The organism is Staphylococcus sp. McC-251-APC-3A2 (assembly GCF_009695665.1).
GTDB lineage: Bacteria > Bacillota > Bacilli > Staphylococcales > Staphylococcaceae > Staphylococcus > Staphylococcus cohnii.
In genome coordinates, this window is record NZ_VUNO01000001.1 from 778,142 (window position 1) to 795,800 (window position 17,659).

Annotated in this window: 17 protein-coding genes; 6 read left to right on the forward strand and 11 right to left on the reverse strand. The window is 34.9% G+C overall.

The features are described 5' to 3' along the window. Positions 1-184 precede the first annotated feature (184 nt). The 11 genes from purD to purE are packed head-to-tail and all read right to left on the reverse strand — an operon-like array spanning position 185 to position 11,420. Positions 185-1,429: a phosphoribosylamine--glycine ligase gene (gene purD / locus FYJ81_RS03765; protein WP_107384856.1), complete on the reverse strand. Its 1,245-nt coding sequence runs from the start codon at positions 1,427-1,429 to the stop codon at positions 185-187. A gap of 22 nt (positions 1,430-1,451) precedes the next feature. Continuing rightward, on the reverse strand, positions 1,452-2,930 hold the full coding sequence (purH, locus tag FYJ81_RS03770; protein WP_119535756.1) for a bifunctional phosphoribosylaminoimidazolecarboxamide formyltransferase/IMP cyclohydrolase: 1,479 nt from the start codon (positions 2,928-2,930) through the stop codon (positions 1,452-1,454). A gap of 15 nt (positions 2,931-2,945) precedes the next feature. Further along, positions 2,946-3,512: a phosphoribosylglycinamide formyltransferase gene (gene purN, locus FYJ81_RS03775; protein WP_192942990.1), complete on the reverse strand. Its 567-nt coding sequence runs from the start codon at positions 3,510-3,512 to the stop codon at positions 2,946-2,948. Positions 3,513-3,514: 2 nt separating this feature from the next. Further along, positions 3,515-4,543 carry a phosphoribosylformylglycinamidine cyclo-ligase gene (gene purM, locus FYJ81_RS03780; protein ID WP_154409320.1) on the reverse strand — a complete coding sequence of 343 codons (1,029 nt, stop codon included), beginning with the start codon at positions 4,541-4,543 and terminating at the stop codon, positions 3,515-3,517. Then, positions 4,536-6,023, reverse strand: a complete 1,488-nt coding sequence (gene purF, locus FYJ81_RS03785; protein ID WP_107504842.1) for an amidophosphoribosyltransferase — start codon at positions 6,021-6,023, stop codon at positions 4,536-4,538. The genes purM and purF overlap by 8 nt, the downstream gene beginning before the upstream one ends. Beyond that, positions 6,002-8,191, reverse strand: a complete 2,190-nt coding sequence (gene purL / locus FYJ81_RS03790) for a phosphoribosylformylglycinamidine synthase subunit PurL (protein WP_107523322.1) — start codon at positions 8,189-8,191, stop codon at positions 6,002-6,004. Before purL ends, purF begins: the two co-directional genes overlap by 22 nt. Further along, positions 8,184-8,855, reverse strand: a complete 672-nt coding sequence (gene purQ, locus FYJ81_RS03795; RefSeq protein WP_107504843.1) for a phosphoribosylformylglycinamidine synthase I — start codon at positions 8,853-8,855, stop codon at positions 8,184-8,186. Before purQ ends, purL begins: the two co-directional genes overlap by 8 nt. Continuing rightward, positions 8,855-9,115: a phosphoribosylformylglycinamidine synthase subunit PurS gene (purS, locus tag FYJ81_RS03800; protein WP_019468141.1), complete on the reverse strand. Its 261-nt coding sequence runs from the start codon at positions 9,113-9,115 to the stop codon at positions 8,855-8,857. Before purS ends, purQ begins: the two co-directional genes overlap by 1 nt. 1 nt (position 9,116) lies before the next feature. Continuing rightward, positions 9,117-9,818 (reverse strand): phosphoribosylaminoimidazolesuccinocarboxamide synthase, encoded by a 702-nt coding sequence (gene purC, locus FYJ81_RS03805; RefSeq protein WP_107384863.1) that lies wholly within the window; start codon positions 9,816-9,818, stop codon positions 9,117-9,119. Then, positions 9,818-10,951: a 5-(carboxyamino)imidazole ribonucleotide synthase gene (purK, locus tag FYJ81_RS03810; RefSeq protein ID WP_107384864.1), complete on the reverse strand. Its 1,134-nt coding sequence runs from the start codon at positions 10,949-10,951 to the stop codon at positions 9,818-9,820. Before purK ends, purC begins: the two co-directional genes overlap by 1 nt. Continuing rightward, on the reverse strand, positions 10,938-11,420 hold the full coding sequence (gene purE / locus FYJ81_RS03815) for a 5-(carboxyamino)imidazole ribonucleotide mutase (RefSeq protein ID WP_154409321.1): 483 nt from the start codon (positions 11,418-11,420) through the stop codon (positions 10,938-10,940). The genes purK and purE overlap by 14 nt, the downstream gene beginning before the upstream one ends. Before the next feature lie 204 nt (positions 11,421-11,624). Here purE and folD point away from each other — a divergent pair, with 204 nt between their 5' ends. The 6 genes from folD (at position 11,625) to qoxD (ending at position 17,583) form a co-directional block, all read left to right on the forward strand. Beyond that, on the forward strand, positions 11,625-12,482 hold the full coding sequence (folD, locus tag FYJ81_RS03820; RefSeq protein ID WP_019468145.1) for a bifunctional methylenetetrahydrofolate dehydrogenase/methenyltetrahydrofolate cyclohydrolase FolD: 858 nt from the start codon (positions 11,625-11,627) through the stop codon (positions 12,480-12,482). Positions 12,483-13,013: 531 nt separating this feature from the next. Continuing rightward, a complete protein-coding gene (locus tag FYJ81_RS03825; RefSeq protein WP_107385241.1) occupies positions 13,014-13,331 on the forward strand; it encodes an immunoglobulin-like domain-containing protein in 318 nt (105 codons plus the stop codon). A 260-nt stretch (positions 13,332-13,591) separates the two neighbouring features. Then, positions 13,592-14,713: a cytochrome aa3 quinol oxidase subunit II gene (gene qoxA / locus FYJ81_RS03830; protein ID WP_107385240.1), complete on the forward strand. Its 1,122-nt coding sequence runs from the start codon at positions 13,592-13,594 to the stop codon at positions 14,711-14,713. Next, the gene (qoxB, locus tag FYJ81_RS03835; RefSeq protein WP_019468148.1) at positions 14,713-16,701 is read left to right on the forward strand and encodes a cytochrome aa3 quinol oxidase subunit I; all 1,989 of its coding nucleotides are present in this window, start codon (positions 14,713-14,715) and stop codon (positions 16,699-16,701) included. Before qoxA ends, qoxB begins: the two co-directional genes overlap by 1 nt. Beyond that, positions 16,691-17,296, forward strand: a complete 606-nt coding sequence (qoxC, locus tag FYJ81_RS03840) for a cytochrome aa3 quinol oxidase subunit III (protein ID WP_107385238.1) — start codon at positions 16,691-16,693, stop codon at positions 17,294-17,296. The genes qoxB and qoxC overlap by 11 nt, the downstream gene beginning before the upstream one ends. After that, positions 17,293-17,583, forward strand: coding sequence for a cytochrome aa3 quinol oxidase subunit IV (qoxD, locus tag FYJ81_RS03845; RefSeq protein ID WP_107385237.1), 291 nt, complete (start codon positions 17,293-17,295; stop codon positions 17,581-17,583). Before qoxC ends, qoxD begins: the two co-directional genes overlap by 4 nt. Positions 17,584-17,659 lie beyond the last annotated feature (76 nt).

The following is a 17,659-nucleotide window of genomic DNA, read 5'->3' on the forward strand; positions in this document are numbered from 1 at the left end:
TTCATTACTATCCAATTTATAGAGATAAGACAAAAACTAAACCACTTTGTCTTATCTTTTTGATATAATCATTTACATAAATTTGTATGTGATTGTATATCCTTTAATAAAAATGCTATGTTAAAAACTTAAAAATCGTAATTTCTATACACTGCTAATAGAAATTACGATTTTTTATGAATATTTATAAATGTTTTATTGCTTTATTGCTAATATCTTTTCGATAAAATAACGCGTCACTTTGAATCTTTTCTGCAGCTTTATAAGCATTTGCTTTAGCGCTTGCAATATCATTGCCCTCTCCCAATGCTAAGATGACACGTCCACCATTGGTTACAAATTTATCTTTATCTCGTTTCAAACCACTGACAAAATAATTACCATTTAAATCAAACCCTGAAACTGCTTTGCCTTTTTCGTAATTACCAGGGTACCCTTTAGAAGCAAGCATTACACCAACAATCGAAGCATCTTTCCACTTAAAGGTTATTTTATTTTTAGCTTCTAAGTCTATGATATGTTGCATTAAATCGCTTTCCAATCTTGTCAGTAATACTTGTGCTTCAGGGTCACCAAATCTTGCATTAAATTCTATTACTTTCGGGCCATCTGCTGTTAAAATCACGCCAATATAAAGAACACCAAAAAATTCATAACCTTCTTTATACATAGCTTTGGCTATAGGTTGTGCAATTACTTCATTAGTAAGCTGAAGGACTTCTTTATTTATGTGAGGTACGGGGCAATACGCCCCCATCCCTCCAGTATTAGGCCCTTTATCATCGTCATATGCACGTTTGTGATCTTGTGCAATACAATCAAACGGCACAGCGTAATCACCATTTACAAATGTCATCAATGAGAATTCTTCACCTTCTAAGAATTGTTCAAAGACAACCGTACCAAGCTCTTGTGGATACAATGAGTGAACTGCTTCTTCAGCTTCATCATAATTCTCGGCTATAATAACACCTTTACCAGCTGCCAAACCATCTTTCTTTAACACGATAGGATATTGGCATGTTTTAATATAACGTAACGCATCTGTTTTATTTGATATTTCTTTGTATTCTGCAGTAGGAATATGGTATTTCTGCATTAATTGCTTTGCGAATAATTTCGATCCTTCAATCTGAGCAGCTGCTTGATTAGGACCAAATACTTTGATCTTTTTTGCGATTAGTTTGTCTGCTAAACCTTCAGTAAGTGGCTGTTCCGGTCCAATAATGACCCACGAAATATTATGCGCAACAGCAAATTCAACAATTTGATTATGGTCTGTTTCTGCTATTTCACAATGTACATTTGCAATGTCTGACATTGCATCATTTCCTGGAATTGCAAAAATTTCATTTACGAGTGAAGACTGTTTTAACTTATGTGCTAAAATATGTTCTCTTCCGCCTGTGCCAATGACTAGTACTTTCATAAATAATTTTGCCTCCAATATTTTAATGTTTAAAGTGTCTAATGCCAGTAGTTACCATTGCAATGCCATATTTATTCGCCATATCTATTGAATCTTGATCTTTAATTGAACCACCAGGTTGAATGATGGCTTTAATACCATGTTGCGCAGCAAGTTCTACTGTGTCATCCATTGGGAAGAAACCATCCGATACCATTACGACGTTATCATTAATTTCAACCGCACGTTCTATTGCAATTTTTGCTGATCCTACCCGATTCATTTGCCCCGCACCAATACCGACTGTTTGTTTATCGTTGCATAAGATAATTGCATTACTTTTAACAGAAGCGACCACTTTCCATCCAAGTAACATTGCATTCCATTGAGCTTCTGTAGGTACACTTTCTGTAACAACTGTTAAGTCATCACTTTTTATTAATACATTATCTTTATCTTGTATTAAATATCCACCTGAAACAGATACTATTTCTTGCTCATTATTATCGATTGTCATATCAATTTCTAATAATCTTATATTTTTCTTTTTACTTAAAATAGCTAACGCTTCCTCAGAAAATTTTGGTGCAATAATCACTTCCAAGAATATACTGTGCAGCGTTTCTGCCAAAGTGGCGTCAACGGTTCTATTTAATGCTACTATGCCTCCGAAAATAGATTGACTGTCTGCTTCAAATGCACGCTGATATGCTTCAGAAATGTTTGTACCAATACCTACACCACAAGGATTCATGTGCTTAACAGCAACTGCAGCTGGCGTTTCAAATTGTTTAACTAATGACAGCGCCGCGTCTGCATCTTTGATATTGTTATAACTCAATTGCTTACCATGCAATTGTTTCGCGCCACCTAACGTATGATTAGCATCTGATGTTCTTATAAATGAAGCTTGTTGTTGTGGATTTTCACCATATCTTAAACTTTCTTTATTTTCCTTAAAGAAATCAACAATTGCTTGATCATATTGATTCGTATGTTCAAATACTTTAATCATCAATGATTTTCTATAAGATTCATCTAATTGATTTGATTTTAGTTTTTCAATAACTTCATTATAGTCTGATGGATGTACGATTGTAGTAACGTGTTTGAAGTTTTTAGCTGCTGCACGTAACATTGTAGGTCCACCAATATCTATATTTTCAATCGCGTCATTTTCTGTAACATCTGGATTTGCAACAGTCTCTTTGAATGGATATAAATTTACGACTACCATGTCTATTAAATCAATTTGCTGTTCTTTTAATTGTGCTAAATGTTCTGGTTTATTGCGATCAGCTAAAATACCGCCATGAACAGCTGGGTGTAATGTCTTGACTCTCCCATCCATAATTTCATCAAAATGTGTGAGTTCTGATATAGATTTAACTGCAATATTTGCTTCAACTAACGCTCGCATCGTACCACCAGTTGAATACAACTCGTATCCTAATTGTTGGAGTGATTGTGCAAAAGGTACAATACCTGTTTTATTAGATACACTTATTATTGCCTTTTTCATGTTTATTGGCACCTCTTATTGAATAATTTTTGAAATAACTTCTGGATATAATTCATGTTCAATCGCTTTTATTCTTTCTTCTAATCGTTCTTTCGTATCGTCCGGTTTTATTTCACATGTACGTTGTTCAATAATTTCTCCTGTATCCATCCCACTATCTACGAAATGTACTGTTGTACCTGTAATGTTGTCACCATTATTTAATGCTTGACCAATCGCATCTTTACCTCGATATTTTGGCAATAACGAAGGATGAATATTAATGATGCGTTTTTGATATGCACTTAATATATTTTCACCGATTAATTTCATATAACCAGCTAAAATAATCCATTCAACTTTTTCTGTAGTTAACCATTCAATGATTTTCCGCTCATAGTCTGCTTTAGAATCAAAATTTTTAAGCTCATTAATATGTACGTCTAATTGATACTTTCTTGCGCGCTCAATACAATAAGCATTTACTTGATCCGTATATAATGCAGTCACTTCAATTTGAGGTAAATTACCTGCTTCTATTTGTGACATGATACTTTCAAAGTTACTTCCTGATCCTGAAGCAAAGATAGCAATTTTCGTCACTTTTATACCCCCGTCAAATGAATTGGTTCTTCACTTTTAACAATTTCACCAATTCTATATGCATTTACTTGTGCTTCTTTTAGTGTGTTTAATACTTTAGCTTCATAATTAGCATCAACAACTATGGTAAAACCAATGCCCATATTGAATACATTGTACATTTCTTTGGTTGAAATGCTGCCTTGCTTTTGTAACCATTCAAATATTTTTGGTGTTGGAAATTGTGTTACATCAATTGTTGCACCCACGCCTTCAGGCAGCACTCTTGGAATATTTTCAATAAATCCGCCGCCAGTGATATGTGTCATCGCATGTATATGTACGTGTTCTTTTACAGCTAATACAGGCTTGACATATAATCGAGTAGGTTCTAAAAAGATATCCAAAAATGTGTGATTTTGATCAAATTTATTTTGTAGATCAATACCTGATTTTTTTATTAAATTTCTCACTAAGCTATAACCGTTGGAATGTATACCACTTGATTCAAGTCCTATAATTACATCACCTGATTTTACGGCAGAGCCATCTATATATGCTTCTTTTTCAACTGCTCCTACAGCGAATCCAGCCAAATCATATTCACCTTCATGATACATCTCACCCATTTCAGCTGTTTCACCACCTATAAGTGCTGTATTCGTAGCTTCACAACCGTCACTAACCCCTTTGACAATCTGTTCAATAACTTCTGGAACTACTTTGTTAGTAGCAATATAATCTAAGAAATATAATGGTTCTGCACCAGTTGTTAAAATATCATTGACACACATCGCTACTGCATCAATACCTATCGTATCGTGTTTGTTGTTATCAATCGCTAACTTTAATTTAGTGCCAACGCCATCTGTACCAGATACGAGCAATGGTGCTTTCATATTTAACTGTGATAAATCAAATGTTGCACCAAATCCTCCTAATCCACCTAAAACTTCTTTACGCATTGTTCGTTGAACATGGCTTGACATATGTTCAACCGCTTCGTAACCTGCACTAATATCAACGCCTGCTTGTTGGTATGCTTTAGACATTTAAATTACCCTCTCTATCAAAGTATTGTTTATGATTTGCTAAATATTCTTTTTGACGTTCGCTTAAATGTTCAAAATAATCTTTTTCATAATCATAAAGACCAGCAGGATAATCACCTGTAAAACTTTCTACACATAACCCTTTATATGGTGCATCTACTTCAAGGCCAATTGAATCTATCAAACCAGCTACAGTTAGATAGGCCAAAGAATCAGAGCCAATATGTTCGCTGATTTCTGAAGGTGATTTATTCGCTGATATTAGTTCAGCAGTTGTAGAAACATCTATGCCATAAAAGCTTGGAAACATAAATTCTGGAGATGCAATACGTACATGCACTTCATTAGCTCCAGCGTCTTTTAGCATTTGGACAATGCGTTTGCTTGTCGTTCCTCTAACAATAGAATCATCCACTAAGACGATATTTTTGCCTTGTACGATATCTTTTACTGCCGATAATTTGACCCTTACACCTTGCTCTCGTAATTCTTGTGTCGGTTGAATAAATGTACGTGCTACATATTGGTTTTTGACCAAGCCCATTTCATATGGCAAACCACTTTGTTCAGCATAACCAGATGCTGCTGAAAGTGATGAATTAGGTACGCCAATAACCATATCCGCATTATCAACAGGACTTTCTAATGCTAATTGTTTACCAGATTGTTTACGAATAGCATGAACATTTTTTCCTGCAATAGTAGAATCTGGTCTAGCAAAATAAATGTACTCCATAGCTGATATTGCTGTATTCGTATGTCTCGTATAAGATTCTATTCGAATTCCTTCATCATTGATAACCACATATTCACCTGCATGAATGTCTCTAACGAACTCTGCACCTAAAACATCTACGGCACAAGTTTCACTTGCAATGATATAGGCACCTGTTTTCATTTTTCCTACAACTAATGGTCTAATTGCATTTGGATCAACAGCACCATATAACGCATCCTTTGTTAATAGTGCAAATGTAAAACCACCTTTTATTTTACGTAAACTTTCCTGTAATGCTTCCTCAAAGGTTGGTGCTTTACTTTTACGAATTAAATGCATAATTACTTCTGTATCTGAAGAAGAATGAAAAATAGAACCTTGATGTTCTAAAGACTTTCTTAAACTTTGTGCATTAATAAGATTTCCGTTATGACAAACTGCAACGCTCATATCATAAAAATGGTACAAAAATGGTTGTATATTTTCTATACCTTTATTGCCTGACGTAGCATATCGTACATGACCAATCGCATGTTGATAAGATTTAAATGCTTCCAACTGAGTATCTGTAATAGCTTCAGTCAAAAGACCAAGTCCTCTTTCTCCAGTAAGTTTTTGGCCGTCAGAACACACCATACCTGCGCCTTCTTGACCTCTATGTTGTAAACTGTGTAACCCCATATACGTCAATTGTGCTGCCTCGTGATGATTCCAAATACCAAAAACGCCACACTCTTCATTTAATCCGTTGTAGTCATACATTTAGGAATTGCTCCTTCCCACTGTTCATTCAATTGTTTCACATCACGTGAAATTATAGTGTCGCCATTTGAAACTACAAATTTTTCATTTTCTGTTAATGTACCAACTTGAATGGCATCTGCTATTTCTAAAGGTTGATCGCCTTTTACAGCCACAATATAACGCCCTTGTGTTTCGCTGAATAATTGCTCATGCTTAAGATTTAAAGTTACATCTAAGCCCATTTGATAATGTGCACTAATACGAGCTAATGTCATTAACAGTCCACCTTTACCAACTGTTTGGACGTGAGAAGCAATGCCACTGCGGATTGCTTTTTTAATTGACTCCCCTCTTTTGACTTCATTTGATAAATCAATGGTTTCAACCTCGTGATTCACTTTACCGTAAAGTAATTTTTCAATTTGGCTCCCACCAAAATCGCTATGTGTATCGCCTACAATATAAAGCGTATCACCTGCTTTGGGCGTGAAATCATTGAAATAATCAATTTCTTCAATCAAACCAACCATGCCTACAACGGGTGTAGGGAATATTGAAGTCTCTTTTGTTTCGTTATACAGAGAAACATTACCCGAAACTACTGGCGTCTTTAATATTTCACAAGCTTCTGCCATACCTTTCGTAGAATCTGCTAATTGTTGATAAATTTCTTTTTTCTCTGGTGATCCATAGTTCAAACAATCAGTCATCGCTAAAGGCGTAGCACCAACAGAGATCAAATTACGGTATGCTTCTGCTACTACCATCTTTCCACCTTCATATGGATTATTAAAGACAAATCGTGCTTCACCATCTATCGTAGAAGCAATTGCTTTATTTGAACCTTCGACACGAACAACGGAAGATTGTAATCCTGGTTTGACAATAGTATTCGCACCAACTTGTTGATCATACTGTTCATATAAATAGCGTTTGGAAGCAATTGTTGGATGAACAAGTAAACGATTAAATATATCTTCAACATCAATATCACTATAGTCATTTTGTGGTTCATTATATAGCGGTGTTTCACCTTCAAGTACATATACAGGCGCTTCATCAGATAATGGCTGTACTGGTATATCAGCGAAAATTTCATCTTCATATGTAAGGACAAAACGATCTGTATCTGTAACTTCACCGATAACTGCACTATCCAATTCGTGTTTATCAAATAAATTCAAAAATTTAGCTTCAGATCCTTTTTCTACTACTAATAGCATACGTTCTTGGGTTTCAGAGAGCATCATTTCATAAGGAGAAATACCTTTTTCTCTTGTTGGTACTTTTTCTAATTGTAGATGTAAGCCACTGCCACCTTTAGCAGCCATTTCTGACGAGGATGATGTTAGACCAGCAGCTCCCATATCTTGGATGCCAACAAGTTCATCAAACGTAATTGCTTCTAACGTCGCTTCCATAAGTTTTTTACCTACAAATGGGTCACCAATTTGTACTGATGGACGTTTACTTTCACTATCTTCGCTTAGTTCTTCTGAAGCAAAAGTAGCGCCATGAATACCATCACGACCTGTTTTCAACCCTACATATATAACCGAATTACCCGAACCTTTAGCAGTACCTTTTTGAATTTTATCGTGATCAATAATACCCACACACATTGCATTCACCAGTGGATTGCCATCATATCTATCATCAAACTCTATCTCACCCGCTGTAGTTGGAATTCCAATACAATTACCATAGCCACCAATACCGGCTACTACACCACGTAATAAACGACGATTTTGTTTTTCTGTCAATTCACCAAAGCGTAAACTATTCAATAAATTTATCGGTCTAGCACCAATGGAAACAATATCTCGTATAATGCCTCCGACACCTGTTGCCGCACCTTGATAAGGTTCAACAGCTGAAGGATGATTATGTGATTCAACTTTAAATACCACTGCTTGATTGTCACCAATATCTACCACGCCCGCACCTTCACCAGGCCCCATCAATACATGTTCGCCTGAAGTTGGAAACTGAGTTAAAAATGGTTTTGAATGCTTATAAGAACAATGTTCACTCCACATTACAGAGAAAATGCCAATTTCAGTAAAATTGGGTTCACGACCTAGAATTTCACATACTTTATCGTATTCTGACTCTGATAATCCCATATCTTTATATAGTTTTTCTAATTTGATTTCTTCCACACTTGGTTCAATAAACTTAGACATTTTGTTCCCTCCAACTATTTACCATTGCTTCAAATAATTTAACGCCACTATCAGTTCCTAATAAAGAGTCCATTGCGCGTTCGGGGTGCGGCATCATGCCACAAACATTTCCATTTTCATTGACAATACCTGCAATATCATTGTACGAACCATTGGGATTATCCTTATACTTTAAAATGATTTGATTGTTTTCTGCTAATCTGTCATACATTTCTGATGTACAATAGTAATGACCTTCACCATGCGCTACAGGATATATTACTGTTTCATTTTCTTCATATAATTTGGTATAGGGCGTTTGGTTATTTACAACTTTTAATAGCTCATTTCGGCTTACAAATAAATGTGAATCATTATGCAATAAAGCGCCTGGAAGCAAACCTATCTCAGTAAGAATTTGAAATCCGTTACAAACACCTAATACTGGTTTCCCTTCATTCGCGAAACGTTTAACTTCTTCAGTGATAGGTGCAACACTTGCCATCGCACCTGAACGTAAGTAGTCACCAAATGAAAACCCACCGGGTATTAACACACCATCAAAACCTTCTAATGATGTATTTCTATAGTCCACATATTCTGCTTCTACACCGGATTTCAATGCTGCATTATACATGTCCCTATCACAATTAGATCCTGGGAATTTTAGCACTGCAAATTTCATTATGCTTTCTCCCCTTCTTCCAATACTTTATAGCTATATTCTTCAATAACTGTATTTGCAAAAAGTTTTTCGCTTAAAGTAGTAACGACATTGTGAACAGCAGCATCAGTAGCTTCATCAACTGTCATGTACAATAATTTACCAACACGTATATCATTAACTTGTGTGTATCCTAGATCATGTACTGCGCGATTTAAAGCTTGTCCTTGTGTATCTAATACTTGTGGTTGTAATGTGATATGCAATTCAATTGTTTTCATTTTATAGTTCCTCCAATTTATTAAGAAAAGTTTGATAAGTTTCTATGATTGAACCCGTTTCTTCACGATAAACATCTTTATCAAAATTTGTATCACTATATTTATCCCAAATACGACATGTATCGGGTGAAATTTCATCTGCTAATAGAATTTGACCATCCTTGCTGCGCCCAAATTCTATTTTGAAATCTACAAGTCGTAAATCCATACCATCCATTAATTCAATTAACACTGCATTAATTGTTTTTGCTGCCTCTTTTAACTTTTCAATTTCTTCTTTACTAGCTAAATGTAATAACTGTATGTGATCTTCAGTAATTAAAGGATCATTTAAATCATCGTTTTTATAGAAGAATTCAACTAAAGGATTTTCAAACGTATGTCCTTTATCAAAGCCTAATCTCTTTGTTATAGAACCCGCAGCGATGTTCCTCACTACGACTTCTAATGGTATAATTTCCACAGATTTCACGAGTTGTTCAGTTTCTGATAGTTGCTCGATAAAGTGACTATCAATATCACGTTCTTGAATAAAACTAAAAATTCTAGAAGTAATTTGATTATTTAAACGACCTTTACCTTCTATAAAATCTTTTTTCGCTCCATTGCCGGCTGTGACTTCATCCTTATATTCAATTCGAAGCACATCCGATTGCGCCGTAGAAAAAATTCTTTTTGCTTTTCCTTCATATAACAAAGACATTAGCTATGTCTCCCTTCAAAATGATTTAGTAAAGTTTGTTCTGTTTGTTCTACATGATTTGTCAGCATAGTAAGGTGACCCATTTTTCGGTCAGGCTTGCGGCTTATTTTGCCATAAATATGTACATGCCATTCAGGATGAACATCGAATTTATGTTCCAATAAATCTAAATCTCTTCCTAATAAATTCATCATTACACTAGGTTTTAATAATTCAATTTTTTCTGGTAACCGGTGACCAGTAACTGCTAATATATGTGTATCAAATTGCGAATAATCGCATGCTTCTATTGAATAATGTCCAGAATTATGAGGTCTAGGTGCAATTTCGTTCACAAACAATTGATTGCTTGTATCGATGAAAAACTCCACCGTGAACGTACCCACAAAATGAATATGTTTGATAATTTTCTCAACTTCTTTTCGTGCCATTTGTTCAATTTGTGGTTGTACACGAGCAGGTACAACTGTCTTAAATAATATTTGGTTTTGATGTTCATTCTCTTGTAATGGAAAATACGTGATTTGATTATCGTTACCAATGGTTACTGTTAAAGAAACTTCTTTTTGTAGTTCTAAAAATTTTTCAGCAACACATTCTTGTTTATTAATTAATGTTTTAGCATTATCCAAATCTGCTTCATTTGTAATAAGCGCTTGCCCTTTTCCGTCGTATCCACCAAATCTTGTTTTTACCATAAACGGAAAACCAATATTTTCTACAGCTTGAGATAAACTGTCTGCATCGGATAACTTCATAAATGGTGCTACTTGAGTTCCGGCATTTTGCAATGTTTGTTTTTCAATCAATCTATCTTGTAATAGTTGTATAGCTTGATAACCTTGAGGAATATTATATTGGGAAACTAATGTTTGTAATTGATTCGCAGAAATATTTTCAAATTCATATGTGATAACGTCGGATAATTCACCTAGTTGAACAAGCGATTGTTCGTCATCATAGTTTGCATTTATAAACTGATGTGCTACATGTTGGCATGGACAATTTTCATCGGGATCTAACACAATAACTTTAAAACCCATTTTCTGAGCAGATTGTGCCATCATTTTACCTAATTGCCCACCACCAATAATTCCAATCGTTGATCCAAATGATAGTTTATTGAAGTTCATGTTGCATCTCACTCACTTTCTCAACCAATGATTTTTCATAATTTTCCAAATTCTTTCGGACTACTTTATTACCAATGCTGAGCATTCTGGCAGCAAGTATTCCCGCATTTTTTGCCCCAGATTTCCCTATAGCTGTTGTAGCCACAGGAATACCACCTGGCATTTGGACAATAGATAGGAGAGAGTCTAACCCTTTTAAGCTTTTAGATTCTATAGGTACACCAATTACTGGTAACGTCGTCATCGAGGCAACCATACCTGGTAAGTGTGCTGCACCACCAGCACCAGCAATAATGACATCATAGCCATCATCTCTGGCTCCTTTAGCAAATTCATACATTAATTGAGGCGTACGATGTGCAGAAACAACTTTCTTTTCATACGGTATATCTAGTTGCTCTAACATTTGACAACTTTCTTTCATAGTCTCCCAATCGGAAGAACTACCCATTATGACTACCACTTTCAAAATGAACACCCTTTCAGAAATTTGAAATGTTATGACTATTAGATGTATATTACAGATATAGCATAACAACTAAAAATCGCTTTTTCAATCAAAAATCGAACTTTAACACAAAAAAATCGTTAAATTTTCGTCTTTTGGTTGAAAAACATGATGGTAATTATGTTAAAGTTAAGTAAAGTTCATACATTGGAGGAGGATTTTTTCATGGTCGCAAAAATTTTAGACGGTAAACAAATCGCAAAGGATTATAGACAAGGTCTAAAAGATCAAGTCGAGGCTTTACAAACTAAGGGTTACACACCAAAATTATCAGTAATATTAGTAGGTAACGATGGTGCAAGTAAAAGTTATGTGAATTCAAAAAAGAAAGCTGCAGAAAAAATCGGTATGATTTCTGAAATCGTACATTTAGATGAAAGTGCTAGTGAAGATAAAGTATTAAGCGAACTTCAACGCTTAAATGAAGATGATAGTGTGAGTGGTATATTAGTTCAAGTTCCGCTACCAGATCAAGTAAGTGAACAAAAAGTATTAGAATCGATTAATCCTGCTAAAGATGTTGATGGATTTCATCCTGAAAATATAGGTAAATTATATATTGACCAACAAACATTTGTACCTTGTACACCACTTGGTATCATGGAGTTACTAAATCATGCTGACATTGATTTAGAAGGTAAAGATGCTGTTGTTATAGGTAGAAGTCATATTGTAGGTCAACCAGTTTCAAAACTATTATTACAAAAAAACGCTTCAGTTACGATTTTGCATTCAAGAACTAAAGATATGCATCAACATTTAAAAAATGCTGACATTATCGTTAGTGCTGTCGGACGTCCTGGTCTTGTTACTAAAGATGATGTTAAAGAAGGCGCAGTTGTAATTGATGTAGGTAATACACCTGACGAAAACGGCAAATTAAAAGGTGATATTGCCTATGATGAAGTTAAAGAAATTGCTGGAGCTATTACACCTGTGCCTGGTGGTGTAGGCCCAATGACAATTACAATGGTATTAAACAATACACTTATGGCAGAAAAAATGCGTAGAGGCATCGAATAACACTATTGTTTTAAGAAACATATTTCAAAAACTGAACAAAGTTGAGATACCTTATCTTTAACTACTAATAAATAAACGTCAATTTCTAGATTGTTACAATAGAAGTTGACGTTTATTTTTTATGTAATGCTGCAACGCTTTTACTCATTGACCAATATGCCTTGTATCATTTAAAGATTGTTTTAACCTTAATTAATCCTTTCAAATCACTTAGTTTAATTGTAAAAGATGCCTATTATTTCAATGAGATTTCTGCCCCACCACATATCTGCTTTTAAATTATGTTCTAAAATAATCCATCCATTTTAAAACAAACATTAATGACGTTTTCTTCGAATATCACTCAATTTTGTTTAATTGCTATTATGTTAATCAAAAAATATTACAATTAACTGAATTTTTTCAAAAAATTATCACTCAATTTACACTATTGCGTTATATTAAGACTATAGTACGATGTAATTTCATTCAAAATAACATATAGTGTATTTAAGATAAAAAATAAATGACGCTCATACGGAGGTTTACGTTATGAATAAATTAATGCAGTCATTATCAGCACTCGGTGTATCTGCAACACTTGTTTCACCTAATTTAAGTGCAGAAGCTACAGAAAATTCTATACCTGAATTAAAAGGAACAAACGATGTAATCATTGATAAAGGAAATAACTATAATTTATTAAATGGTGTACGTGCCTATGACAAAGAAGATGGTGACTTGACGCACAAAATTTCAGTAAATGGAAATATTAATACAGAAAAAGAAGGAAAATATAAAGTTGAATATACTGTAGAAGATTCAGAAGGTGCAATGAATAAATCAGTAAGATATATCGAAGTAAAATAATTTATGAATACATATGTCACTATGAAATTTACATCAAATCATTAATATTTGGTGTGAATTTATCCTATCGTCTAAAATATGACACTTTTCACAAAATGTACACATAATTTTAACAAATCTTTGAAAGCCCGTCAGACGTTGAGTTTGTTGGGTTTCTTTTAATTTTACAATAATTTTTTTACACAAACACTTGTAAATATTGCGTAATATCTTAAAATTGATGGTAAGCCCTACAATTGTAGTATTAGGAGGTCAAAAAAGTGTCAAAATTTAAGTCTTTGCTTCTACTCTTTGGCTCACTAATTATACTTAGTGGTTGTTCAAATGTAGAAGTTTTAAACCCAAAAGGGCCGGTAGCAAGTGACTCGAAGTTCTTGATTATGTATTCAATCATCTTCATGCTTGTTATTATTGCCGCCGTACTTATCATGTTTACTCTGTTTCTATTTAAATATAGATTACACAAAACAGAAGAAGCAGGTAAGATGCATCACAGTGCTTTAATGGAAACAATTTGGTTTATCATTCCGGTGATCATCGTTATCGCTTTAGCTATCCCTACAGTAAAATCACTTTACATGTACGAAGCTAAACCAGATAAACAAGACGATCCACTTGTTGTTTATGCGACAAGCGCTGGTTATAAGTGGTTCTTCAGTTATCCTGATGAAAAAATTGAAACTGTTAATCACTTAACAATACCTAAAGATCGCCCTGTTGTCTTCAAACTCCAATCAATGGATATGATGACAAGTTTCTGGATTCCACAATTAGGTGGTCAAAAATATGCGATGACTGGTATGACAATGGATTGGACATTAACGGCTAGTGAAGAAGGTACGTTCCGAGGACGTAACTCAAACTTCAACGGTGAAGGATTCGCTCGCCAAACATTTGATGTTAATTCAGTAAGCCAAAGTAAATTCAAGGATTGGGTAAAAGATGCTCAAAGTCAAAAGGAATTAGATCAAGATACTTTTGATAAACAACTTTTACCAACTACTGAAAATAAAAACTTAACTTTCAGTGGTACGCACATGGCGTTTGTTGATCCAGCAGCTGATCCTGAGTATATTTTCCATGCTTATGATCGTTTCAATTACGTACAGAAAGATCCTAACTTTAACACACCTAAAGAAATTAAAGAGGACGTATTAGATAAACCTAATAAACCTGCACGTAAACCACAAATCACAAACGCTAACTATGAACGTCATGGTATGAAAGCTATGATTCTAGGCAATAATGAACCATATAATAGTGAATTCAAAGATGAAGAATCACATAATATGGATGAAATGGAAAAAATCTCAGAAGGTGCTAAAGATGAAGAAGCATCTAAAGCTGAGAAAAAAGACCATGAACATGGAGGTGGACATTAATGAGTTTCCCATGGGATCAATTACTCGTTCAAGGTAACTGGATGATTACAATGGCACAAATTGGTGCACCGTTTGCTATCATCGCAGTGATCGCAGTAATTACTTATTTTAAATTGTGGAAATATCTATACAGAGAATGGTTCACATCTATTGACCATAAAAAAATTGGTGCTATGTATTTAATCTGTGCTGTATTAATGTTCGTACGTGGTGGTATTGATGCCCTAATGATGCGTACACAATTAGCAATTCCAGATAATACATTCTTAGAAGGAAACCACTATAATGAAGTCTTTAGTACGCACGGCGTAATAATGATTATCTTTATGGCGATGCCTTTCATTTTTGGTTTATGGAATGTTATTGTACCTCTTCAAATTGGTGCAAGAGACGTTGCATTCCCTGTATTAAATAACGTAAGTTTCTGGTTATTCTTCTCTGGTATGTTGTTATTCAACCTATCATTTATAATCGGAGGCTCACCTGCAGCTGGTTGGACTAACTATGCACCACTTGCAGGGGAATTCAGCCCAGGACCTGGGGTTAACTACTACCTTATCGCGATACAGATTTCTGGTATAGGTACCCTAATGACTGGTATTAACTTCTTTGTAACAATACTTAGATGTAAATCACCTACGATGAAATTTATGGAAATGCCAATGTTCACGGTTACTACTTTCATTACAGCATTAATCGTTATTTTGGCTTTCCCAGTATTGACAGTAGCTTTAGCACTGTTTACAACAGATAGAATCTTCGATACTGCATTCTTTACAGTCGCAAATGGCGGTATGCCAATGTTATGGGCTAACTTCTTCTGGGTATGGGGGCACCCCGAAGTTTATATCGTTATCCTACCGGCATTCGGTATTTATTCAGAAATCATTCCAACATTTGCACGTAAACGTCTGTTTGGTCACCAAAGTATGGTGTGGGCAACAGCAGGAATCGCATTCTTAAGTTTCTTAGTTTGGGTTCACCATTTCTTCACTATGGGTAATGGTGCATTAATTAACTCATTCTTCTCGATTACAACTATGCTGATTGGTATACCAACAGGTGTTAAAATCTTTAACTGGTTGTTTACGCTTTATCAAGGCCGTATCACCTTTGAATCACCTATGTTATTCGCATTAGGTTTCATACCTAACTTCTTAATTGGTGGTGTAACAGGTGTCATGCTTTCTATGGCAGCAGCCGACTATCAGTATCATAATACGTACTTCTTAGTTGCTCACTTCCACTACACATTAGTGGCTGGTGTTGTATTTGCTTGTCTAGGTGCTTTAATTTTCTGGTGGCCTAAGATGACTGGATTTAAATTGAACGAGACATTAAACAAATGGTGTTTCTGGTTATTCATAATCGGATTTAACGTTTGTTTCATACCACAATTCATTCTTGGTTTAGATGGTATGCCTCGTCGTTTATACACTTATATGCCAGAAGATGGATGGTGGATGTTAAACGCAATCTCTACTGTCGGAGCATTAATGATGGCATTAGGCTTTATGTTCTTAGTTGCTAGTATCGTATACAGCTTCTTCAAAGCACCACGTGAAGCTACTGGTGATAACTGGTATGGCTTAGGACGTACATTAGAGTGGTCAACTGCTTCAGCAATGCCACCTAAATACAACTTTGCTGTTACGCCAGATTGGAATGACTACGATACATTTGTGAATATGAAAGAACACGGTAGACACTACTTAGATAATCACAATTATTCTGATATCCATATGCCAAATAATACACCAGTTGGTTTCTGGATGGGAATTTTCTTCACAATCGGAGGATTCTTCCTTGTCTTTGAAACAATACTCCCTGCAGTTATTTGCTTAATAGGTATCTTTGGTACTATGATTTACCGCAGTTTCCAAGTAGACCACGGTTATCATATCCCAGCTTCTGAAGTAGCAGAAACCGAAAAACGTTTACGTGAAGCACGTATAAAAGAAAGGGAGGCTGTAAGTCATGAGTCATGATGCAAACACTATTGATCAACGTTCGCATGAAGGTAATTTAAATAGACTTGGCTTTTGGATATTCCTTACAGCAGAAGTCTCATTATTCGGTACGCTATTCGCAACCCTATTAACGCTTCAACACGGTGGCGACTATGGCGGTAAAATGACAACTGAGATGTTCGAATTACCCCTAGTTTTAATAATGACATTTGCGTTATTAATTAGTTCATATACTTGTGGTATTTCTATTTACTATATGAGACAAGAAAAAGCAAAATTAATGACAATATGGATGGTTATCACTTTACTATTCGGACTTGTGTTCGTAGGCTTTGAAATTTATGAGTTTGCTCACTATGTTTCAGAAGGTGTTAACTTAACTATTGGTTCTTATTGGTCTAGTTTCTTTATTCTATTAGGAACTCACGGTGCCCACGTATCATTAGGTATTGTTTGGATTACATGTTTATTAATTCAAGTTGCAATGCGTGGATTAAATAAAGATAATGCTCCTAAGTTATTTATAGTAAGCTTATACTGGCACTTCTTAGATGTTGTTTGGATCTTCATCTTTACTGCCGTATATATGATAGGGATGGTGTTTAGCGGATGAATACAATTGTAAAACACACAGTCGGTTTTATTGGCTCAATCGTATTGACTATTTTAGCAGTATTCGTAACCTTATACACATCAATGGCACTTAATGCTAAGATTACAATCATCTTTGGCTTTGCCTTTATCCAAGCTGCAGTACAATTATTAATGTTCATGCACTTAACTGAAGGTAAAGATGGAAACTTACAAGGATTTAAAGTTATATTTGCGGTTATCATTACTCTAATTACAGTTATTGGTACGTATTGGGTAATGCAAGGTGGACACTCAAGCCACTTATAAACCCAAAAAAGACTTCTCGAAAGAGAAGTCTTTTTTTTATAGTTTTATTTATTAACCTCCCCTATGCTTTCAATCT